This window comes from Corynebacterium sp. ACRPZ (genome assembly GCF_022346205.1).
Taxonomy (GTDB): domain Bacteria; phylum Actinomycetota; class Actinomycetes; order Mycobacteriales; family Mycobacteriaceae; genus Corynebacterium; species Corynebacterium lehmanniae.
Map to the genome: position 1 here is coordinate 1 of NZ_JAKRMR010000005.1, position 21566 is coordinate 21566.

At 63.9% G+C, this 21566-nt stretch carries 17 protein-coding genes; 4 read left to right on the top strand and 13 right to left on the bottom strand.

All coding sequences use genetic code 11. The features are described from left to right. Together MHX64_RS04650 and MHX64_RS04655 are read right to left on the bottom strand one after the other, a co-directional pair. On the bottom strand, positions 1-3151 hold a 3151-nt coding region (locus MHX64_RS04650; RefSeq protein WP_239356011.1), incomplete at its 3' end, for a YPDG domain-containing protein. A gap of 599 nt (positions 3152-3750) precedes the next feature. Beyond that, complete coding sequence (locus tag MHX64_RS04655) at positions 3751-5040, bottom strand: adenylosuccinate synthase (protein ID WP_239356012.1); 1290 nt, start codon at positions 5038-5040, stop codon at positions 3751-3753. Between the two features lie 52 nt (positions 5041-5092). On the opposite strand from MHX64_RS04655, the gene MHX64_RS04660 reads away from it, so the two are divergent. Continuing rightward, the gene (locus MHX64_RS04660) at positions 5093-5887 is read left to right on the top strand and encodes a hypothetical protein (RefSeq protein WP_239356013.1); all 795 of its coding nucleotides are present in this window, start codon (positions 5093-5095) and stop codon (positions 5885-5887) included. A gap of 327 nt (positions 5888-6214) precedes the next feature. Further along, positions 6215-7093 (top strand): PRC and DUF2382 domain-containing protein, encoded by an 879-nt coding sequence (locus MHX64_RS04665; protein ID WP_239356014.1) that lies wholly within the window; start codon positions 6215-6217, stop codon positions 7091-7093. A gap of 98 nt (positions 7094-7191) precedes the next feature. Here the strand turns inward: MHX64_RS04665 and MHX64_RS04670 are convergent, their stop codons facing one another. The 9 genes from MHX64_RS04670 to adhP form a co-directional block, all read right to left on the bottom strand. Continuing rightward, positions 7192-8364: an aromatic acid exporter family protein gene (locus MHX64_RS04670; protein ID WP_239356015.1), complete on the bottom strand. Its 1173-nt coding sequence runs from the start codon at positions 8362-8364 to the stop codon at positions 7192-7194. 292 nt (positions 8365-8656) lie between these two features. Further along, the gene (gene fbaA, locus MHX64_RS04675) at positions 8657-9691 is read right to left on the bottom strand and encodes a class II fructose-bisphosphate aldolase (RefSeq protein WP_239356016.1); all 1035 of its coding nucleotides are present in this window, start codon (positions 9689-9691) and stop codon (positions 8657-8659) included. A 48-nt stretch (positions 9692-9739) separates the two neighbouring features. Continuing rightward, positions 9740-10936: a glycoside hydrolase family 76 protein gene (locus tag MHX64_RS04680; protein ID WP_239356017.1), complete on the bottom strand. Its 1197-nt coding sequence runs from the start codon at positions 10934-10936 to the stop codon at positions 9740-9742. A 258-nt stretch (positions 10937-11194) separates the two neighbouring features. Further along, entirely contained in the window at positions 11195-11857 is a 663-nt protein-coding gene (locus MHX64_RS04685) for an RNA methyltransferase (RefSeq protein ID WP_239356019.1), read from the bottom strand. Beyond that, positions 11850-12377 (bottom strand): orotate phosphoribosyltransferase, encoded by a 528-nt coding sequence (pyrE, locus tag MHX64_RS04690; protein WP_239307531.1) that lies wholly within the window; start codon positions 12375-12377, stop codon positions 11850-11852. Before pyrE ends, MHX64_RS04685 begins: the two co-directional genes overlap by 8 nt. Before the next feature lie 4 nt (positions 12378-12381). Further along, positions 12382-13272 carry a hypothetical protein gene (locus MHX64_RS04695; protein ID WP_239356021.1) on the bottom strand — a complete coding sequence of 297 codons (891 nt, stop codon included), beginning with the start codon at positions 13270-13272 and terminating at the stop codon, positions 12382-12384. Positions 13273-13301: 29 nt separating this feature from the next. Continuing rightward, entirely contained in the window at positions 13302-14144 is an 843-nt protein-coding gene (locus tag MHX64_RS04700; protein ID WP_239356023.1) for a sulfurtransferase, read from the bottom strand. A 21-nt stretch (positions 14145-14165) separates the two neighbouring features. Next, positions 14166-14588: a DUF4265 domain-containing protein gene (locus tag MHX64_RS04705; RefSeq protein WP_035000158.1), complete on the bottom strand. Its 423-nt coding sequence runs from the start codon at positions 14586-14588 to the stop codon at positions 14166-14168. A gap of 10 nt (positions 14589-14598) precedes the next feature. Beyond that, positions 14599-15630, bottom strand: a complete 1032-nt coding sequence (adhP, locus tag MHX64_RS04710; RefSeq protein ID WP_239356025.1) for an alcohol dehydrogenase AdhP — start codon at positions 15628-15630, stop codon at positions 14599-14601. 128 nt (positions 15631-15758) lie between these two features. Here adhP and panB point away from each other — a divergent pair, with 128 nt between their 5' ends. Then, a complete protein-coding gene (panB, locus tag MHX64_RS04715) occupies positions 15759-16577 on the top strand; it encodes a 3-methyl-2-oxobutanoate hydroxymethyltransferase (RefSeq protein ID WP_239356026.1) in 819 nt (272 codons plus the stop codon). A gap of 23 nt (positions 16578-16600) precedes the next feature. Here the strand turns inward: panB and panC are convergent, their stop codons facing one another. Continuing rightward, on the bottom strand, positions 16601-17395 hold the full coding sequence (gene panC / locus MHX64_RS04720) for a pantoate--beta-alanine ligase (protein ID WP_239356027.1): 795 nt from the start codon (positions 17393-17395) through the stop codon (positions 16601-16603). A 165-nt stretch (positions 17396-17560) separates the two neighbouring features. Here panC and MHX64_RS04725 point away from each other — a divergent pair, with 165 nt between their 5' ends. Beyond that, on the top strand, positions 17561-18724 hold the full coding sequence (locus MHX64_RS04725; RefSeq protein ID WP_194989494.1) for a hypothetical protein: 1164 nt from the start codon (positions 17561-17563) through the stop codon (positions 18722-18724). A gap of 15 nt (positions 18725-18739) precedes the next feature. Here MHX64_RS04725 and clpB read toward each other — a convergent pair whose 3' ends face one another. Continuing rightward, a complete protein-coding gene (gene clpB, locus MHX64_RS04730; RefSeq protein WP_239356028.1) occupies positions 18740-21286 on the bottom strand; it encodes an ATP-dependent chaperone ClpB in 2547 nt (848 codons plus the stop codon). Positions 21287-21566 lie beyond the last annotated feature (280 nt).

The window sequence follows — 21566 nt, forward strand, 5'->3', positions numbered from 1 at the left end:
GGGTGAACTTCGTGCCCTCAGGCGCCTCGGTGTCGTTGCCGTCCTTGTCCTTGAACGTCGGAGCCGGAACCGTCACATCCTCGCCCGGCTTACCGTTGCCGTCTTCGTACTCAGGCTCGAACTTGTCCTTGTCCTCCTCGACCGGAGCCGGAGCATCCGGCTCGTCGACGGTGACAGTGACATCAACGGTGTCCGTCGTGCCGTCCGGGTAGGTCACATCCACCGGAACAGTGATCTTGTCACCCGGGTTTGCATCCTCCGGCACCGGAACAGTGATCTCACCGGTGTTCTCATCAACCGTCACACCCTCCGGAGCACCCTCACCCGGGGTGAACTTCGTGCCCTCAGGCGCCTCGGTGTCGTTGCCGTCCTTGTCCTTGAACGTCGGAGCCGGAACCGTCACATCCTCGCCCGGCTTACCGTTGCCGTCTTCGTACTCAGGCTCGAAGTCCAGGTTCTGGTTCGGAGCCTTCGGGTTGGTGCCGTCTTCCTTTTCCTGCTCATCCGGAATACCGTCACCGTCATCGTCGGTGTCCTCCTTGTCCGGCGTGTCGTCACCATCGGTATCCAACTCGAACTTCGCAGTCGCGTCGTCCGTGGAACCGTCCGGGTACTCAACCTTCACCGGAACGTCGATTTCCTCGGCAGAATCACCGTCGAGCGCGTCCTTGTCGACGTTGACGGTGACCTTACCGGTCTCCGGATTAACTTCTGCGGTGTAGCCCTCCGGAGCCTCGAAGTCCTCCGGAATGGAGAACTTGGAACCCTCCGGTGCATCAACCGTCTCGTCGGTGACATTGCCGTTTTCATCCTGCTTCTTGAAGGTCGGCTCAGACTCCGCCGGGATACCCGGAACAACCTTCTTGTCCTCGTACTTCGGCTCGACAGTGGTGTTAGTATCCACAACGACTTCAAACGGAGCGGAACCAACCGTCCTGGTGCCATCCTCCAGGACTGCAACAACCGGAACCTCAAACTTCGTGCCCGGCTTTGCATCCTTCGGGAAGGTCAGAGTCACTTCACCAGTGGTCTCGTCCAATTCAATGGTGTAACCTTCCGGCACCTGGAACGTATCCGGAAGTTCGAATTTCGCAACCGGCGACGGAAGGTCACTGCCCTTCTCCGACTCCACCTCATCGGTAGTGGTGTTATCGAACGTCGGAACACCAGACTCCAGCGGCTCACCGGCCTTGCCCTTCTTCTCCTCGTAGATGGGAGCCCAACCAACGAGAACAGTGAAGGAATCAGCAGCAATACGGCTTCCACGAGCATTACCCTCGGCAATGTCCACCGGGTAAAGGTCAGCACGGAAAGTCGTGGTCTTATCGATACCGTTCGGGAACAGATCTTCATCGCCAGTGTCCAGCGGGAAGGATGGAAGCTCACCGTTCGGATCAGCCTCCAACAGTTCACTCGTGTCAACAACTTCACCGGTGTCAGCGTTAACCCACTCGATCTCGTACTTGAGATTATTAGCGAACTTCGCCGGTACACCGTTGGTGTTCGTCTCAGCCACATCCCCCGGCTTCGCCCAGTTCTCAGCGGAGTCGTACGGGGTCACATCGAACGTCACGTAATCCGCGTACAACGAAATGAACGCGGTGTTCAGGTGCTCACCCACCTTCACAACATTCCAAGTTTCACCGGTGTTATAGCGGGCTGTATCCAGGTAGCCGTTGGTATGCCACGGGGTCTGCACACCAAAGCCCGGAACATCCTCGGTCGAGACGAACAGCCAATCCCAGTTGACGTGCTTCGGCATCTTGTCGCTGGAGTTGCCGAGGGCGCCCTTGCGGAAGGTGCCGTAGTTCGGATCCGGTGCAACGGTGCCAAGCAGGTCCCATGCGACGTGCTCAGAACCATCAGGGAACGAAACCTTAGTGCCGTCGTTACGCGTCAGCGGGTTACCCTGGGAACCACCGGTACCACGATCACCCTTCTCATCTTGACCGAAGGTGCCGTTGAACTGCAGCGTGTAGTTGTTGTCTGCGCCTACCGTCGCCATGACAGTTTCGGCGATCCAGCGGTCCTTACCGAACTTGCCGGTCACCGGATCCTTCGCGGTGTCCGCGGCCATCTCGCGCTTGATCCAGTTCTGAAGAGCAGCCTCATTGTCACGGGACCAGCCCTTAGTCGGCGTCCTACCGAGTGTACCGCTAGGAATCTCATCAACACCGATTGCTTCCGGTGCTTCGTTCATGATCTTGTTAATCGCGTAATCCGAAAGGTAGGAACCGTAGATCTTCAAACCCTCAGCAGCCACATCACCGCTATTAAGAGTGTTCATCAGGTTCCAGGTGAATGCGCCCTGGGTGTGGTCCTGCTCCCAGAAGGCCTTGCCCTGCACCTGGCCACCCTGACCGGAGGACTTCTTCGGGTTCTCAACCGCCTGGTCCAGCTTGTGCATGACCTCATTCTGCGGCTTCTCACCGTAGAAGAAACGCACGTTGTTCACGCGGTTAGAGCCAACCAACCACTGCGTCGACGTACCCTGCGTATCGATCGAATTGGCCTGCGGACCAAGGAAGCCATTGTTGTAACCGTAGATCTGCTGGAACGTCTCACCATCCGGGTTCTCAGCCCAGACACGAATCTTCTCTCCCTCTGGCAGGTTCGGGTCTGCGTCAAACTCGTGCTTCTGACCAAGCGCATCGAAGAACGGACGCATCTTGATCGCGTAACGCCCATCCGGACCTGTGACCGTGGTGTAAGTCGGCGAGGTGTAACCGTCCTTATCCACCCACTCAGCGTAGACACGCACACCTTCCATCGGAATCGGCTGGAAGTTCGTCGTGTCCGGGTCAACAGTCATGTTGCCGTTACGGAGGTTCAGCACGTAACCCTGGATAGACTCCGTGTCTCTCTGCGTGGTGCCGGACTCGATAGCACCGTCCTTCGCCGGACCCGGCTCAAAGGTGTAGCGCGGCTCGCCAACCGAGGTCTGGTAAATGCCGTCGGCGTTTACGCCTGGGTACTTCACACCGTTGTTATTGGCGTTGGTCTGGCCAGCTTCATCCTTCGTGGATGCGAACGCGGCGGTTGCCGAACCTGGTGCCGCCACAGATTGCGCAAACGGCGCAACCAAAGCAAAAGACAGCGCGGCGGCGGCTACCGAAGTGCCGCGGCGACGCGCGTTGTAGTTCTTATTCAAAATACGTCCCTTCAACGTGTGCCAAATTGGTCATTCAGCCGAACCCGGGCAATACCGGTGGGAGACACCTGTAATCCAGAGTCAACATGTACAACCGTACGGAAGTGGACACCCGTCCTCAAGGATGCCTAAAGTGTTTCGACGCCGAGACTGCACGGTATTCACCCCCGCTAATACGGCGCATAGCCGTACACTAGCTGCGACTTTGCAGATATCCGTCAATCTAATTGCGAAGCTGGTTACAAAACCTTAAAAAGCTTGAGCTTTGCGACGTCACACGTAACCGATCATGAAACCGCAGGTAGGCGGGCAACCCCCGAGGCTAATCTCCAAGTTTGGACAGTGCTCTACCTAACAGAACGATAAGAATGTGGCTCCGTACCCGCATAAAGGGGTGGACGGAGGGACGTCGACACGCAAAACGCCCCTCCGACCACATAGACCGAGGGGCGATGCTAGCTAAGTACTAGGCCGGCACCGTAACCCGCAAGCTGCGGGTCGATCACGGCAACCCGAACAGCAACCTCCAAGTTAAACACGCCAATACGCTGCTGGATCGCGATGTTCGCGTAGCCGTGGCACCAACAGGGCTGAAACCGCTATCGCTCCATCACGTCGTGGCGCACGATCGTCTGGTCGCGGCCGGGGCCGACGCCGATGTAGGAGATCGGCGCGCCGGAGAGCTCCTCCAGGCGCAGCACGTAGTCCTGAGCCTTCTGAGGCAGATCCTCAAACGTGCGGCATTCGGTGATGTCCTCGTCCCAGGCCGGCATGGTCTCGTAGATCGGCTCGGCGTGGTGGAAGTCGGTCTGGGTCAGCGGCATTTCGTCGAAACGCTTGCCGTCCACGTCGTAGGCCACGCAGATGGGGATCTCCCCGATGCCGGTGAGCACGTCCAGTTTGGTCAAGAACAAGTCGGTGAAGCCGTTGACGCGGGAGGCGTAGCGGGCGATCACACTGTCGTACCAGCCGGTGCGGCGCACGCGCCCGGTGTTCACGCCCACCTCGCCGCCGGTGACCTGAAGGAACTCGCCCCACTTATCAAACAGCTCCGTGGGGAACGGGCCGGCGCCCACGCGGGTGGTGTACGCCTTGACAATGCCCAGCACGCCGGTGATGCGGGTCGGGCCGATGCCGGAGCCGACGCAGGCGCCGCCGGCGGTGGGGTTGGAGGACGTGACAAACGGGTAGGTGCCGTGGTCCACGTCCAGCATCGTGGCTTGGCCGCCTTCCATGAGGACGTGCTCGCCGCGTGAGAGGGCGTCGTTAAGCACACGCTCCGCATCGATGACCATGGGCGCGAGACGCTCGGCGTAGCGGCCGAAGTAGTCCATGGTCTCCTCCACGGAGATCGCGCGGCGGTTGTACATCTTCACCAGCATCTGGTTCTTCACGTCTAGGGCGGACTCGATCTTCTGGCGCAGGATGGACTCGTCAAAGACGTCCTGCACGCGCAGGCCCACGCGCGCGACCTTGTCGGCGTAGGTGGGGCCGATGCCGCGGCCCGTGGTGCCGATGGCGCGCTTGCCCAGGAAGCGCTCCTGCACGCGGTCCAGCTGCTGGTGGTAGGGCGCGACCAGGTGTGCGTTGGCGGAGACCTTCAGGCGGGACGCGTTGGCGCCGCGGGCCTCCAGGCCGTCGATCTCCTCGAACAGCGCCTCCAGGTTCACCACCACGCCGTTGCCCAGGATCGGGGTGGCGTTTTCGCTGAGCACGCCGGCGGGCAACAGCTTCAGCTCGTACTTTTCCCCGCCCACCACAACGGTGTGGCCCGCGTTGTTGCCGCCGTTGGGTTTAACCACGTAATCGACCTTGCCGCCGAGGATGTCGGTCGCTTTGCCTTTGCCCTCGTCGCCCCACTGGGCGCCCACAATGATGATGGCGGACATCGCACACTCCTTATATATGGCGCAATAACGGCCATATTGTAGCGTGAGCGCCATGCGGCTCATCCACTGCGCGTGCGGCGACGCGCCCGTCATTCCCGGCGCCCAGCGCTTCGACCTTCCGCAGCACCCCAGCCAGCGGGACCTGAAGTTTTTGGCGGAGATCGCGCGCGAGGTACTGCCCAAGGACCCCACCCCGTCTCTGGACGAGATCCAGGCCAGCCCCAACGTCTCCCACCTGGGCGAACCGTCGTTTGCGCCGCAGCAGCCCTCCGAGCCGGTGCGCATGGTGGTCTCCGGCGACGACCGCGCCCTGGGGCTCGTGCTCACTCGCCTGATGCGGGCGGATGTGATGTGGGTGGAGGTCGGGTACGTGCCCGTCGATAGGCAATCTCCCGCAGCGGTGATGTGGGGCGCCGGCGATGCGGCGCTCGCTGTCGAGGGGGCGGTGCGGCCGATGCCCTGCATACGCACGGACTTCGGCGAGGTGGTCGCGGGTTCCGCCGAGCTGTTTACTGGCGACGGCTCCGCGCCGTACGTGGGCGAAGTTGTGGTGGACTCCGAGGTACTCGTCGGCGGCGGCGAGTTTGGTGCGCGGCTCGTGCCCACCGTCGACGCGCCCGGGCTGGTCGCGGTGCCGTTTGTCAGCCCGCTTGTGCCCACGCGCCGCTTCCTACGGCGACAGCCCGTGCGCCGCACCGACGCCTCCCGGGTCCTCGCAGGCCGCGCGCTGCAATCAGGGGGCGAGGAAATCGCCGTGCTTATCGACGGCATCCGTCGCCCCCGCCCCGTCACCCGCGTCACGTTCTACCGCCATCTGCGCGACATCCAGAGCGTCCGCGAGGGCTAAATTCTAGAATGTGAGTTATCTCACAGTGGGAATTTTGTGGCGTTTGGTTAGCGTTTCGTTACCTCGCCGGTACTGAGCCTTGTTGTAGGTTTTGGCGGTTTACGTGGCGTCGATAGGCAAAGGCCCACGTCAAAGGGGTGTGACTAGGGCTACCTGAAGTGGGCGGGTTTGTCGCTCGAATTTTTGTTCTAACCGCGGTTTTGAACGGACGTCCAAACGCGCCGTGGAACTCTTCCCTACATTCGTTTTTGTTCCCGCAAGGACCGCTCCAGACGGAAACCGCGGTAGCAAAATAAATTTACTAGCCAAAACCTTTAAGGAGAAATCATGGCTGACTTCAACCGCATCGAGGACCTCGCAAACGCAACCGCATACGACGTCGACGGCGACAAGGTTGGCGGCGTCAAGGACGTTTACGTCAACGACACCACCGGCCAGCCGGACTTCGTTTCCGTCAACCACGGTCTCTTCGGTGGCGGCGACTCCATCGTCCCGCTGCGCGGCCACACCCTGCGCGACGGCGAGCTGCACCTCGCATTCCCGAAGGAGCGCATCGAGGACGCACCGGACCTGGACGAGAACGGCCACCTCACCACCGAGGACCAGGACGCGTTCTACCGCCACTACGGCCTGGAGAACACCCAGGACGTGACCACCTACGAGACTGGTAACCGCTTCGCAGAGACCGGCGCTGCTGGTGCGGGCGCAGCAGGTGCTGCAGGTGCTGGCTACGCTGCCGGCGAGCGCAACGTCGAGACCGATGTTGACACCGAGCGCCGCGACGTTGCCGACGCTGACCGCCGCGACGTCGCAGACAACGGCGAGATCATCCGCTCCGAGGAGCAGCTGAACGTCTCCAAGGACCGTGTCGAGACCGGCCAGGTCCGCCTGCGCAAGTACGTCGTGAACGAGACCGAGACCGTCGAGGTCCCGGTTGAGCGCGAAGAGGTCCGCGTCGTCCGCGAGCCGATCACCGACGCTGACCGCGCCAACTACGACGGCAACATCGGCGAGCAGGAAGCATCCGTCACCCTCTCCGAGGACCGCGTGAACGTTTCCAAGGAGTCCGTCCCGGTGGAGAAGGTTTCCCTGGAGAAGGACACCGTCCGCGACACCGAGCGTGTCTCCGAGGAGGTCCGCAAGGAGCGCTTCGAGACCGACGGCGTCGTCGAGGGCGACGTCGAGGGCGACATCAACAAGCGCTAAACACTACGCGCTAGGGCGCCACAAACCCCGGCTGGGATATCCTCCCAGCCGGGGTTTTCGCTATGCGGGTTGGTTTGGGCCGCCAAACCCAACGCTCGCTAGTCGAAGTCGAACGATTCCGGCTCGACCTTCGGCGTCTTCGAGGTGGGTACCAAAGCAGCCAGCGCCGACTCGTGGGACATCCCGCACACCATCAACAAGTCCACGATCAGCGAGCGAGTCTGCGCCAAAATCGCGTACGAGGACAGCACGCCGTCCTCCGGGATGACGTCCATGCCGGCCTCCTGGGCGGCCTGGCGCAGCTCGTTAACGCACTGCGGGATCACGGTGGCCTGTGCGACACGGGAGTTGACGTCGTAGACCTCGGAAAGTTCCAGGCAGACCTGGGAAAGGGTGTCCAGGAGCTCGATTTGGGCGGGGGTGGCGGAATCGTTGTCGTCCGCAAGTACGCCCGCCCTGCGCGCCAGCACGCGAGTCGTGCGCACCGCATTGTCGACGGGCGGGATCACGCGCGCGAGCGAGTTAATGTAGCGGCGCGTCCCCCACAGAAACGGCGAGACCCGCGACGTTTCCTGGCCGGCCTTGATGGCGGCGGCGAGGTCGTCGATGCCGGTCTGGGTGCCACGGATGAGGTCGAGGGCCTCGTCGATGCTGGCGGGGTCCTTGTCGCGGAGTCCATCGGAGACGTCGTCGAGCACCGACGACATGATGCCCAACACCTTGGACACCTCCGCGCGGGCCGACTGCATCGGTGCCTGCGGAATCAGCGCGATGGTGGCCAACGCGACCAGACAGCCGATGATCGCGTCTACGGTGCGGTCGATGCCCGTGACCTCCGCGCCCGGCGGCATGATCGTGGCAATCAGGATGGCGCCGATCGCGGCCTGGTTGTTCACCAGGATCGAACTGGAGAAGAACGACGCAATGAACAGCGAGCCCGCGACGATGACGGCGATCTGCCAGCCGCCGTCGCCGAGCCGGTAGAAGATGAGGTCGCCCACGAGCACGCCGAGGATGCAACCGAGCGCCATATCCACTGACTTAGAGACGCGATCTCCGCCCGTCATACCGATAATGATGACCACACTGATCGGGGCGAAGAACGGCCGCGGGTGCCCGGCGACGTCGCGGGCCAGGAAGTAAGCCAGGCCGGCGGCGAGGCCGATCTGCATAATCGGGAGCAGGCGTTTGCGCACACGTTTCAGGCGCGCCTGCACCGACTTGTCCACCAGCTGAAGACGCTCCCGCGTACCCATCCTCTGCTTCGCCATGGTTAGACAGTTTAGGCGGGAGGGGAACCGGTCGGGCATGAGAACGGTTGAGGCCTAAACGAAACGTGCAAAAGTCGACATCCTGGACGAGTGTGCAGATTTATTATTGCAGGTCAGGAGGCTATAAGGCGTCGCGCATGTAATCTTTTACAAACACTGGCCCGAGGCGTGGGGCCCGGTACCCGAGGCGTGGGGTGTGTGCGGTTCGCGCCCGGGAAAGTTCGCACCAGGCCGAAACAGGGCAAAAGGAAAACCTCCGGGGATGGCCGGAGGTTCGTCGAGAAGCAAATGCTTACTTGGACACAGACTTGCCCACGGAGTGGAGGTCCTGGCACGCCTCGATGACGCGCTCGGACATGGCCTGCTCAGCCTTCTTCAGGTAAGAGCGCGGGTCGTAGGTCTTCTTGTTGCCCACCTCGCCGTCGATCTTGAGCACACCGTCGTAGTTGGAGAACATGTGGGCCGCGACCGGGCGCGTGAACGCGTACTGGGTGTCGGTGTCCACGTTCATCTTGATCACGCCGTAACGCAGGGACTCCTCGATCTTCTCCTTCTCGGAGCCGGAGCCGCCGTGGAAGACGAAGTCGAACGGCTGGGCGCCCTCGTCCAGGCCGAGCTTGCGGGCGGCGACCTTCTGGCCCATGTCCAGGACCTCCGGGCGCAGCTTCACGTTGCCCGGCTTGTACACGCCGTGGACGTTACCGAAGGTGGCTGCAAGCAGGTAGCGGCCGTTCTCACCGGTGCCCAGGGCATCGACGGTCTTCTCAAAATCGGCTTCGTTGGTGTACAGGTTCGAGCCGGCCTTCGCCTCAACGCCGTCCTCCTCGCCGCCGACGACACCGATCTCCACCTCGAGGATGATGTTCGCCGCGTGCGCCTTAGCCAGGAGCTCCTGCGCGATCTCGAGGTTCTCGTCGATCGGCACAGCGGAGCCGTCCCACATGTGGGACTGGAACAGCGGCAGCTCGCCGCGGTCCACGCGCTCCTGGGAGATGGCGATGAGCGGACGGACGTAGTCGTCCAGCACTTCCTTCTGGCAGTGGTCGGTGTGCAGGGCGATGTTGACGTCGTAGTGCTGCGCCACCTCGTGCGCGAACGACGCCAGCGCCTTCGCGCCCGCAACCTTGTTCTTCACGCCCAGGCCAGAGCCGAACTCGGCGCCGCCGGTGGAGAACTGGATGATGCCGTCAGACTCCGCCTCGGCGAAACCCTTGATAGCCGCGTTGATGGTCTCCGACGAGGTGCAGTTGATCGCCGGGAAAGCGAAGCCGCCCTTCTTGGCGGTGTCCAGCATCTGGTTGTAGACCTCGGGGGTTGCGATAGGCATGGAAATCCTCCTGCTAGGGGTTGCAGTTACGACCCCAGTATGCCCGTTTTACGCCTGCGCTGCAGCCACCCTCGCCGCCGCCTCCAGCAGCATCCAGCCGGAAAGTTGGACGGACAGGTCGCGCTCGTCGATGCGCACGAGCCCCACCGCCTCGCTTATCGACGAAGGCCCGAGCCCGTAGTTGTGCGGCAACTTCGCATCCTGGGTCCACTCCGCGGCGAACACCGGCAAACCGTCGACCTCCAGGCGGTGCGACCACAGCGACTCCGCCGACTGCATGACCAGCCGCGCCGCGATCTTGCGGGTGGCGACGTTCTCCTTCGAATCCTCCGGCAGCCGCAGGGCAACCTCGGCCAGGTAGCGCGCGAGAATGCCCTTGAACAGGCCGCCGTCGCCCTCCCCAGACTCCTCCGGCGGGCTCAGCAGCACGCCCTGCGGGGTGGCCAGGTGCAGCGCAATCGCCTGCACAATCGCGCGGATGTGGGTGATGTAGAACATCGACGCGTCCGCGCGCTCCGAGTAAACGAAGGAATCGATCTGCTCGTCGTGCGCCAGGCCGACGTCCTCACGCAGCGCGAGCGCGATCTCGAGGCTGGCTCCGAGCGCGGTGCCCTGGTTGTAGGTGTACACCTTATCGACGACCTCCGGTCCGCTCATGCGCATCCGGATGCCGTCGTCAAGCAGGCCGTCCTCACGCACCAGGTTGTCGAAGATCCAGTCCACAATCTCGCGCGCCTTGTCTAGGCGGCCGGTGCGGGCGAACAGCAGCGCCGCGGTGGCGTTCGACGGCACGTTGTAGAACGTCTCCCCGCTCCGCCACGGCAGCACGCCCGTGACCGGGTCGATACCCGCGAGCAGGTCAAACTCCAGGTCGTCCAGGTGGCGGTTGCGCTTGATTCCGCCGATGTGGGTCGCGCGGTTCCACGCCAGGGCCAGCCACGCCTTGTCGTCGTAGTGGACGTTGGTGAGTAGCTTGCCCCGGTTGCGGCGCTGCACCCCGCGCAGCGTGTCCGCGATCCGGCGGCGGCGAGCCTTGGTTTCGCGGCGGGCGGCGGCGTCGACCTGGCAGTCCAGGTACTGGGCCTGCCACCAGTAGTGCCAGTGCCAAAACAGGCGGTCCTTCGGGCCCGGCGGCCACGCCACCACCGCCAGGTTCGTCTTGGGCAGGCCCCAAAGCTTTTGCGCGTGGCGTTCATTTACGGCAGATTCAGCCAGGTCGGCGCGGTGCGCCCACGTTTCCGGCACAGGGGGACTCCTCAAATTCAAACGGTTCGTACCTATATTGCCAGAGTGGCCGGATTCGTTTCACCGGTTCCGGCTGGTTTTAGGGGTTCGGTTAGGTCTGGCGGCGGGTCTGGTAGCGGGCCTGGCGGCGGGCCAGCTAAACGAAACATGCACAAATCGACAATTGGGACGGTTGTTCAATTTCGAACGTGCAGGTCAGAAGATTATAAGTTTTGGTGCATGTAAATTCGTACAAAACCGGGGCCGGCCGCCCCTCGGCTACCACGCCTGGGAGAGGTCCGCGTGCTGACGGACCCAGGCGTGCATCGCGATGCCGGCCGCCACACCAGCGTTGATGGAGCGGGTGGATCCGAACTGGGCGATCGAGCAGGTCATCACCGACGCCTTCTGGGCCGCTTCGGTCACGCCCGGGCCTTCCTGGCCGAACAGCAGGACGCACTCGCGGGGCAGCTCGGCGGTCTCGAGCGGCACGGAGCCGGGGGTGTTGTCGATGGCGACCACCGGGATGCCCTCCGCGGCGGCCCATTCCATGAGGTCGGCGACCGTTTCGTGGTGGCGGATGTGCTGGTAGCGGTCCGTGACCATCGCGCCGCGCCGGTTCCACCGCTTGCGCCCGACGATGTGCACCTCGCGGGCCAAAAACGCGTTGGCGGTGCGCACCACGGTGCCGATGTTCATGTCATTTTCGAAGTTCTCAATGGCCACGTGGAACGGGTGCCGGCGCTGGTCCAGGTCGGCCACCACCGCATCCAGCGACCAGTAACGGTACGCGTCGACGACGTTGCGGCGATCGCCGTCGCGGAGGAACTCCGGGTCCAAGCGGGGGTCGTCGGGCCACTGGCCTTCCCAGGGGCCGACGCCGTGGCGGCCTTCGTTCCATTCGGTGGGGCCGCGGAGCTCGTCTTCAGGCGAATTAGGCAAGGCCGAGGTCTTCGAGTCCGAGGAGGAAGCGGTACTCCAGGCCGGCGTCGCGGAGCACCTGGTCGGCGCCGGTCGCGCGGTCGACGACGGTGGCCACCGCGACCACCTCGGCGCCCTCCTCGCGGCAGGCCTCGACGGCGGTGAGCGGCGAGTTGCCCGTGGTGGTGGTGTCCTCGACCACCAGCACGCGCTTGCCCTTGATGGACGGGCCCTCGATGCGGCGCTGCATACCGTGCTTCTTGGCCTCCTTGCGCACCACGAAGGAGTCGATCGGGCGGCCGGGGGCGTGCATGACGGCGGTTGCCACCGGGTCGGCGCCCAGGGTGAGGCCGCCGACGGCGTCGAAGTCCAAGTCGTCGGTGAGCTCGCGCAGCAGCTTGCCGATCAGCGGGCTGGCCTCGTGGTGCAGCGTCGCGCGGCGCAGATCCACGTAGTAGTCCGCCTCCTTGCCCGAAGACAGGGTCACCTTGCCGTGCACCACTGCCAGCTCTTTGACCAGTTCAGCGAGTTTTTCCTTCATCGTTCTACTCCTTGTCGTCGAAAATTGAGCTCGGGCCCTGCATGCGGCGCACCCGGGTTAAGTCCACCACGCGGCGCTCGTCGCCGGCGATGGCCTCCACGTCGTCGCCGCCGATGGTGTGGTCGGCCACCTCGCCGCGCTCGCCGCCGGTGGTGCGGGTGGGCAGCTCCACGGGGTCCTCGGGGCGCTGCATCACCGGCTCGTCCTCGGCTTCAGGCTCTGCCGCGGGGGCCTGGCCCGGGATGTCGCGGGTGGGGAATGGGAGGGTGAGCGGAGCGTCGTCGACAGGCGGGAGCGTCCGGGCCGCATCCGCGAGCAGTGCTAGGGGCGCCAGCGTAGTGTCCCAGTCCTGCGGGGTGGCGTCGCGGCCAAGCTGCGCAATCGCCCACGCCCCCTCGAACCAGACGGCCTGCACGGCGGCGGGCAGTTGCTCGAGTGCAGTGAGCACTCGCCTATCGACGAACCTCCGGCCCGCCCCCGCCTGCGTAGCAAAACACGTGAACCCGTGGTGCGTGTCCAGCTCCACCAGGTCATCGGAGCCTTCCGCCGCGAAATCCGTGCGGCGGAAATCCACCACCGCGCTGGTTTCGGCGCCGGTACCCATGGCGATGACGGTGGCCTCGCCCAGGTCCGCCACGTGAGCGTCGTGCCCGTAGGCACTGCCGGTGGCCACGTTGCGGGCGGACGCTCCCCCGGCGGCGGCGCCGCGTGACCACTCGCCGGCCAGCATGTCGTCGCTGGACGCGAACGCGTAGCCGTGCTCGCGGGCCCAGGCGCGGCGGGCGCGCTTGCTGGACTTGCTGGGTTCTGTGCTGCCCTCGCGGGCGTCCGACGCGAACAGCGCCACGGCGGCGAGCAGCGCCGCGAGTGCGAGAACGAACAGCAGGATGACCATCGCGGACTATGCTACCGCGCGGCCCGACACTAAATGTCCGTCGCCACCGGGTTGTCGCGGTTGCCGCTCCACTGGGACCATCCGCCCACGTAATGGGTGAGCAGCGGCAGGCCGGCATGCTCCATCGCGGCCAGCAGCAGCGCGGAGTGGTTGCCGGAGCCGGAGTAGGTGATCACGCTGGCCGGGTCCGTGTTCTGGGTAACGCCCAGCTCGGAGAAGCGGTCGCGGATCTCATCGGTGCCCTTCACCTTGTGGGTCTCCGGGTCGAACAGGTCGTTCACCGGCAGGTTCCGGGCACCTGGGATGTGTCCGGCGCGCAAATCCAGGATCTCGCGGAGGCCCTGGAAACGGCGGGCACCTCTGGCGTCGATAAGCAATCCCTCGAATGCCCCAACATCCTCCATGGTTGCGGACGGCAAGCTGCCCTCAGTGAGTTCGACGTCGCGCGGGACGACGATGCCGCCCGGGCCCGCGACCGTGGGGAAGCCTTCGCCGTCCCAGGTGGCGAAGCCGCCGTCGAGGATGTGCACGTCCGTGACCCCGGCCCAGCGCAGGATCCACCACGCGCGGGCGGCGAACAGGCCGTTGCCGCCGTCGTAGATGAACACCGGGCGGCCGTCCTCGATGCCCCAGCCCGCGGCGGCTTTCTGCACCACGTCGATGCTGGGCAGCGGGTTGCGGCCCACCGCGCGGCCGGGCATGCCGGCGAGCTGCACCGACGGGTCGCAGTACAGCGCCGTCGGGATGTGCTCAGATTGGAATTTGGACCACGCTTTGCCTGCTTTCGGCTCCCACAGCGCGGCGATGATGGTCTGCTTCTGGCCAGTCTGGATTCGCTCGTTGAGTTCAGCGGCGGAGACAAAGACGCTCATGGCCGCAAGTGTAACGGTGTTTTACGCCATGTACCCGGGAGCGAGCTGGATTGTGCCCTGCTCTTCCAAACCGCTGAGCCACTCGGTGATCCCCTCGCGCGGGCAATCCGCGCCGATGCTGGCTGCGAGCATGCCGCCCGGGCCGAGCTCCACCCGGCACCCGAACGCCAGCAGCGTGCCGGCGATCTCGTCCGGGTCCAGGCCCTCGGGGTCTTCCGGCAGCACGCGCACCGTCGAGGCGCCGCCGCGCACCACCACGCGATCCACGTGGAACGCGCCGCCCACCGTCACGCACTCCACGATGTCGCCCATCGCGAGCGTCGTATCCACGAACGGCACGCTCGCCACCACAAAATGATTCTGCCCAATCTGGTGCGCCTGCAGCTGCTCGCTCTCAACGCCCGGGATTGCAACGCGGGTGAGGATCGTGGTGGTTGCCTGCATGCAGGGCAGTCTAGTACTTGATCGACATACGGCCAGCAATCTTGCCGTTGCGCATGTTCTCAAACACCTCGTTGACATCATCCAGCTCACAAGCGGTCACGTGCGGCTTGACCTCGCCGCGCGCGTAGAAGTCCAGCGCTTCCGCCATATCCTGGCGGGTGCCCACCAGGGAGCCGCGGATGGTGATGCCGCGCAGGACAATGTCGAAAATCGGCGCCGGGAACTCCCCCGGCGGCAGGCCGTTGAAGACGATGGCGCCGTTGGAGCGGCACATCGCAATCGCCTGTCCGAACGCGTCCGGGTGCACTGCGGTGACCAGCACGCCGTGGGCGCCACCCTCGGTGTACTCCTGCACCGCCTCGCCTGGGTCCGTGGTCTTTGCGTTCACCGCGAACTCGGCACCCAGCTGCTTGGCCAGCTCAAGCTTGTCGTCCGCAATATCTACCGCGATGACTCGCATGCCCATTGCCACGCCATACTGCACCGCCAGATGACCCAGACCGCCGACACCGGAGATCACCATGAACTGGCCCGGCTTAGTCTCGGCTTCCTTCAGTCCCTTATAGACGGTCACGCCAGCACACAAGATCGGTGCGACCTCAACTGGGTCAGCGCCATCCGGGATTCGAGGAGCATAGCGGGTGTCCACCAGCATGTATTCACCGAACGAACCGTTCTGGGTGTATCCGCCGTACTCCGCCTGCTTGCAGTACGTCTCACGCCCCGTCCGGCAGAACTCGCACTCACCGCACGCGGACCACAGCCACGCGTTGCCGACAATGTCACCCACTTTCACCGAATGCTCTCCTGGCCCGAGCTCCACAACTTCGCCCACGCCCTCGTGCCCCGGCACGAACGGTGGCTGCGGCTTGACCGGCCAGTCCCCCTCGACAGCATGGAGGTCGGTGTGACAGATTCCGGAAGCGCGAAGCTTCACCAGTGCTTGAAACGGGCCCGGCTTGGGCAAATCGATCTCTTTGACATTGACGCTGGGACCGAACTGTTCAGCCACTGCCGCGCGCATTGCGGTTGGGGTGGACATTGGGACTCCTTTCCGACGAAATGCAGTTACATGTCATATGGTACAGATCACATAGAATTGCGAGTAGAGTCGCAGATAACATTTTGGTATTCGACCGGGCTATAGAAGTGTCGGCCTAGACTGCATGCGTGACTGGATACTTAGCCCCCACCAAGAAAGTGCGCGTGGCGGACTTCGCGCGCAAGAAGGCCGACGGCGAGAAGTGGGCGATGCTCACCGCGTACGACTACGCCACCGCCCGCATCTTCGCCGAAGCCGGCATCGAGTGTCTCCTGGTCGGCGATTCCGCTGCCAACGTGGTCTACGGCTACGACACCACCAGCCAGGTCTCCGTGGACGAGATGGCGTTCCTCGGCGCGGCCGTCGTGCGCGGCGCTGGGAATGCGCTGGTGATCATGGACCTGCCGTTCGGGAGCTACGAGGCGAGCGACGAGCAATGCGTCCGCACCGCCACCGACCTGGTGCGCCGCACCGGCGCCCACATGGTGAAGCTGGAGGGCGGCGTGCGGATCGCCCCGCGCATCCGGGCGCTGAAAAACGCAGGTCTTGCGGTATGCGCCCACGTGGGGTTCACCCCGCAGTCCGTGGACAACTTGAGCGGGTTCAAGGTCCAAGGCCGCGACGCTGGAGCGGAGCAATTGCGTGACGACGTCCACGCAGTCGTCCAAGCCGGCGCCGACATGGTGGTCTTCGAAATGGTGCCCGCGGATTTGGCGGCGGAACTTACCGCCTCGTGCCCGGTCCCGACCGTCGGCATCGGCGCGGGTGCAGGCACCGACGCCCAGGTGCTGGTCTGGCACGACATGGCGGACATGCCCGCCGGCGACCACCGCGCGAAATTCGTGCGCCGTTTCGGAACCGTCGGCGCGGACCTGGCTGCCGCGGCCGCGGACTACAAGCGCGCCGTGCACACCGGGGAGTTCCCGGCCGACGAGCACACGTTCTAGGAGGGCGCGGGTCGCTTGCAGCGCTAGAGCTCGATCGGGGCGTTGTCCAGCAGACGGGTCGCGCCGACCTTCGCCGCCACGAGCAGACGCGCCGGACCCGTGTACCCCTCCGGCAGATCTGACATGTCGGGGGCGGTGGCGACGAGGTAGTCGAGGTGGAGGCCTTTGGTGGCGTCGAGAAGCGAGCGCGCTTCGGCGAGGCTGCCGGTGGCCAGCGCCCGCGGGATGGCAAGGGCAATCTCGCGCTCCTCGGCGGAGAGGTAGCGGTTGCGCGAGGATAGCGCGAGGCCGTCGGTGTCGCGCACGATCGGGCAGCCGTGGATGCGCACGGGAAGGTGCAGGTCATCCACCATTTGCCGGATCAGCGCGAGCTGCTGGTAGTCTTTCTCGCCGAAGAACGCGTCCGCTGCGCCGGTCAGCGCGAACAGCTTCGCCACCACCGTGAGCACGCCCGCGAAATGCGTCGGCCTCGTCGCGCCCTCCAGCACCGCGCCGAGCGGGCCGGGCTGGATCGTCGTGCGCGGTCCGTGCGGGTACATCGTCTCCGGCGCCGGCGCGAAAACGGCGTCGACGCCGAGAGCCTCAAGCTTCTCGACGTCCTCAGCCAACGTCCGCGGATACTTCTCTAAATCCTCGCCCGGCGCGAACTGCAGCGGGTTGACGAAGATGCTCACTACCACGGGGTTGCCCAGTGCCTTGGCTGAGCGGACGAGGGCGAGGTGGCCACTATGCAGCGCGCCCATGGTGGGGACGAGTGAGACGGGGCCGTCCGGAAGCGCTCTGTCCAGCGCTTCCGGGGTGTGCACGAGTTGAGTCATGCACCCATTATCTACCTCTGCATATCCACTCAAACGAATAGAGGACCCTGCAAGCATTCAATCTGCTTCAACAGAGTCCTCACCGCCGAAGACAAGGTCGTTCGACGGTCTGGCTGTTAGAGTATTAGCTCATTGGGGACATTGCAATTGGTTTGGGAGGGACTCTTGCAGCGAAAGATTGAATGGGTGTCGCATGCGCGACTCGCCCCTTACCTGGCTCAAACGTCCGGTGACGAAGACCTCGCCTGGGAACTTTATGAGTTGAACGCTGCCGTATCTGCTGCGTTGTCTGAAGTGATTCACCACGTGGAAGTTCTCTTGCGGAATTCCATGATGCGCGAGCTGGAGCGGATTCATCCGCTCGCGTTTCCTTGGACTCTCCCCAATAACGACTCAATTGGCGCAGTAGCTGAACGGATGACCAACAATAAACGCAAAATCGCGCCCACCAAAGATGACGTGACCTCCCAGTTGAATCTTGGATTCTGGACCAGCCTGGTCAGCTCTAAAGACTTCCGGGTAGCGAAACTTTGGGATGATCATCTGCACCGTGTGTTTCCCGGCCAACCGGATCGCCTTCTAGTTGCACAAGCCCTAGAGGATTTGAAGGAGCTCAGAAACCGCTGTTCGCACCAGGATTCTTTACTGCGTTTCCACCCTGAGGTTGAAATGCGAAAAATCGAGAGGCTCACTGGCTGGATAGACGAGGACGCCGTGAAATGGGTACACCGGCTCTCCAGGGTGACGGAAGTGATGCGGAATCGTCCGCACGTCGAATCGGAGTCAGACACTGCGATCCTTCCTTCGACGCGAAATAGATCGGCTTCACCTGGCAAGCGATTCAAATACCCACTGTTTGACTGCTACCACCAAAAAGCGGCAGTCATCTTGGAGCAGTCGAGCCACATCGGCCAAGAAATCAGTCATCTGGGTTTTTACCTACCGCGCTACGATGCCAGCCTCAACGGCGACCAATCAACCTTCTGTTCCACGCAATCTCGTCCACACATCCCCCAAATCTTTCCCCAGATCGAAGACATCATCGTCCCTGCCGAGTGGTCAAGAGAAGAAGCGAATCGACTGGCAAACGGGGACCAGCGGGACAAGAAAGTTGCGGCGGCGATGCGCTACGGCCTCGGCAACGGATACGACACGGGCGGCCGCTACGTCATCTACCTCCTCAGCCCGAAAGATGACCTCCGGACGCACAAAACCCCGACCGAGATTCTTCACCTCGGTTCGGGGCAGTGGCCGTCAGGCTGGCCTTTCATCAAATACGCCCGACTTGATCTGGTTAGCCGCGCCAGGCAGACAACCGACTTGATCTAGCACAGTAGGTCTGGACTACCTCGCGGTGACGTCCAGGCCCTCGCCACCGTCGGCGACGTCCACGTGGACCGTGTCGCCGTCGACGATCTCACCCGCCAGCAGCTTCTTGGCCAGGCGGTCGCCGATGGCCTGCTGGATTAGGCGGCGCAGCGGGCGGGCGCCGTAGGCCGGGTCGTAGCCGCGCTCGGCCAACCAGGACTTCGCGGAATCCGACACGTCGAGGGTCAGGCGACGGGCGGCGAGGCGCTCAGCCAGGCCGTCGAGCTGGATGTCCACGATGCCGACGAGCTGGTCCTGGCTCAGCGGGTCGAAGACCACCACGTCGTCGAGGCGGTTGATGAACTCCGGCTTGAAGTGGTGCTTCACCGCGTCCATGATCTGCTCGCGGTTGCCACCGGCGCCCAGGTTGGAGGTGAGGATGACCACGGTGTTGCGGAAATCCACCGTCCTACCCTGGCCGTCGGTGAGGCGACCTTCATCCAGGACCTGCAGAAGCACGTCGAAGACATCCGGGTGCGCCTTCTCGACCTCGTCGAAAAGCACGAGCGAGTACGGACGACGGCGCACGGCCTCGGTGAGCTGACCGCCGGCGTCGAAGCCGACGTATCCCGGAGGGGCGCCGACCAGGCGGGCGACGGAGTGCTTCTCGCCGTACTCGGACATGTCGATGCGGATCATGGCCGATTCGTCGTCGAAGAGGAACTCCGACAGCGCCTTGGCCAGCTCCGTCTTACCCACGCCGGTGGGTCCGAGGAAGAGGAAGGAACCGATCGGGCGGTTCGGATCCGCCACGCCCGCGCGGGAGCGGCGCACCGCATCGGAGACCGCGACCACGGCTTCCTTCTGGCCCACGACGCGCTCGCCGAGCACGGACTCCATGTTCAGCAGCTTCTCCGTCTCGCCCTGCATCATCTTGCCCGCCGGGATACCGGTCCAGGAGGATACGACGTCCGCGATGATGTCCGGGGTGACCTCCTCTTCCAGCATGGTCTTGTTGCTGGCCTCGGATTCCACCTTGGCAACCTCAGCCTCGAGCTCCGGGATGCGGCCGTAGCGCAGCTCAGAAACCTTGGCGTAGTCGCCCTCGCGCTCCGCGATCTCGGACTCGTTGCGCAGACGCTCGAGCTCCTCCTTCGCGGACTGGACCTTGTTCACCTCCGCCTTCTCGTTCTCCCAGCGCGCCTTCATCTCGCCGAGGCGCTCACGCTGGTCCGCGAGCTCTTCGCGCAGGTGCTCCAGGCGCTGCGCGGAGGCGGCGTCGGACTCCTTCTGCAGGGCGATCTCCTCGATCTCCAGGCGGCGCACGATGCGCTCGAGCTCGTCGATCTCCTGCGGGGAGGAGTCGATCTGCATGCGCAGGCGCGAGCCGGCCTCGTCGACCAGGTCGATGGCCTTGTCCGGCAGGAAGCGGTTGGTGATGTAGCGGTTGGACAGCTCCGCCGCCGACACCAGCGCCGAGTCCTGGATGCGCACGCCGTGGTGCACCTCGTAGCGCTCCTTCAGGCCGCGCAGGATGCCGATGGTGTCCTCCACCGTCGGCTCGCCCACGTAGACCTGCTGGAAGCGGCGCTCCAGGGCGGCGTCCTTCTCGATGTACTGGCGGTACTCGTCCAGCGTGGTCGCGCCGACCAGGCGCAGCTCACCGCGGGCGAGCAGCGGCTTGATCATGTTGCCGGCGTCCATCGCGGAGTCCCCGGAGGCACCGGCGCCAACGATGGTGTGCAGCTCGTCGATAAAGGTGATGATCTGCCCGTTGGACTCCTTGATCTCGTCCAGCACAGCCTTGAGACGTTCCTCGAACTCGCCCCGGTACTTCGCGCCCGCGACCATGGAGCCCAGATCCAGCGAGATCAGCGTCTTGCCCTTGAGCGACTCCGGCACGTCGCCAGCGACGATGCGGCGGGCCAGGCCCTCCACAATCGCAGTCTTACCGACGCCCGGCTCACCGATGAGCACCGGGTTGTTCTTCGTGCGACGGGAAAGCACCTGCACCACGCGGCGGATCTCCGAATCGCGCCCGATCACCGGGTCGATCTTGCCCTCGCGCGCACGCGCGGTCAGGTCCGTGGAGTACTTCTGCAGCGCCTGGAACTGATCTTCCGGGTTTTCCGTGGTCACCTTCTTGCCGCCACGCACAGACGGGAAGGATTCCTTGAGCGCCTCGAAGGTGGCGCCGCGCTTGGTCAGCAGCTCAGCGGCGTCGTCGCCTCCCTTTGCGATGCTGGCCAAAAGGACGTCGGCGGACACGAACTCGTCGCCAAGCTCGCCCGCGAGATCCTGCGCGTGTTGCAGTGCCGTCTGCAGGTCCCGGTTGATGCCCGGGTTGGCCATGTTCTGCCCCTGCGCGCTGGGGTAGGTGCTAATCAGCTCGCTGGCCTCGCGCGCGACGGTGTCTGGGTCCACGCCCGTGGCCTTGAGCACCGGGGCGGCGATGCCGTCCTCCTGCTTCAAAAGCGCTTCCAGCACGTGCGCCGGGCGCATCTCCGGGTTGCCGGCGGCAGAGGCGCGCATCTGCGCCTGCTGCAGGGCCTCCTGTGTCTTCTGCGTGTATTTATTCGCCATGATTCCATGGTCCTTTCTTGCCTAATGTTTGTTTCGCACTAGGTGTAACGCACAAGAAGTTGAGTCTGTTCCTGTCAACGGCAAAAAAGTTGCGCGGGGTTGGCTCAAAGTAGCATCGCACCAGATCACACGCGGGGGATACCCCCTTCAACAAAGAAACCCGCTAGGCGCGAAACCTAGCGGGGATTCTTATTGATACCGGATTTTAACCCGTCTTGTAGTTGCCAGTGTAAATATGAGTTCGTGCAAACGCAAACCACCTTGGCTATCACAAAAGCCT

Excerpts from the sequence above, each read along its gene's own strand:
- MHX64_RS04655 (WP_239356012.1), bottom strand. The coding sequence starts at position 5,040 with ATGTCCGCCATCATCATTGTGGGCGCCCAGTGGGGCGACGAGGGCAAA.
- MHX64_RS04660 (WP_239356013.1), top strand. The coding sequence starts at position 5,093 with ATGCGGCTCATCCACTGCGCGTGCGGCGACGCGCCCGTCATTCCCGGC.
- MHX64_RS04665 (WP_239356014.1), top strand. The coding sequence starts at position 6,215 with ATGGCTGACTTCAACCGCATCGAGGACCTCGCAAACGCAACCGCATAC.
- MHX64_RS04670 (WP_239356015.1), bottom strand. The coding sequence starts at position 8,364 with ATGGCGAAGCAGAGGATGGGTACGCGGGAGCGTCTTCAGCTGGTGGAC.
- fbaA (WP_239356016.1), bottom strand. The coding sequence starts at position 9,691 with ATGCCTATCGCAACCCCCGAGGTCTACAACCAGATGCTGGACACCGCC.
- pyrE (WP_239307531.1), bottom strand. The coding sequence starts at position 12,377 with ATGAAGGAAAAACTCGCTGAACTGGTCAAAGAGCTGGCAGTGGTGCAC.
- MHX64_RS04695 (WP_239356021.1), bottom strand. The coding sequence starts at position 13,272 with ATGGTCATCCTGCTGTTCGTTCTCGCACTCGCGGCGCTGCTCGCCGCC.
- MHX64_RS04700 (WP_239356023.1), bottom strand. The coding sequence starts at position 14,144 with ATGAGCGTCTTTGTCTCCGCCGCTGAACTCAACGAGCGAATCCAGACT.
- MHX64_RS04705 (WP_035000158.1), bottom strand. The coding sequence starts at position 14,588 with ATGCAGGCAACCACCACGATCCTCACCCGCGTTGCAATCCCGGGCGTT.
- adhP (WP_239356025.1), bottom strand. The coding sequence starts at position 15,630 with ATGTCCACCCCAACCGCAATGCGCGCGGCAGTGGCTGAACAGTTCGGT.
- panC (WP_239356027.1), bottom strand. The coding sequence starts at position 17,395 with ATGACTCAACTCGTGCACACCCCGGAAGCGCTGGACAGAGCGCTTCCG.
- clpB (WP_239356028.1), bottom strand. The coding sequence starts at position 21,286 with ATGGCGAATAAATACACGCAGAAGACACAGGAGGCCCTGCAGCAGGCG.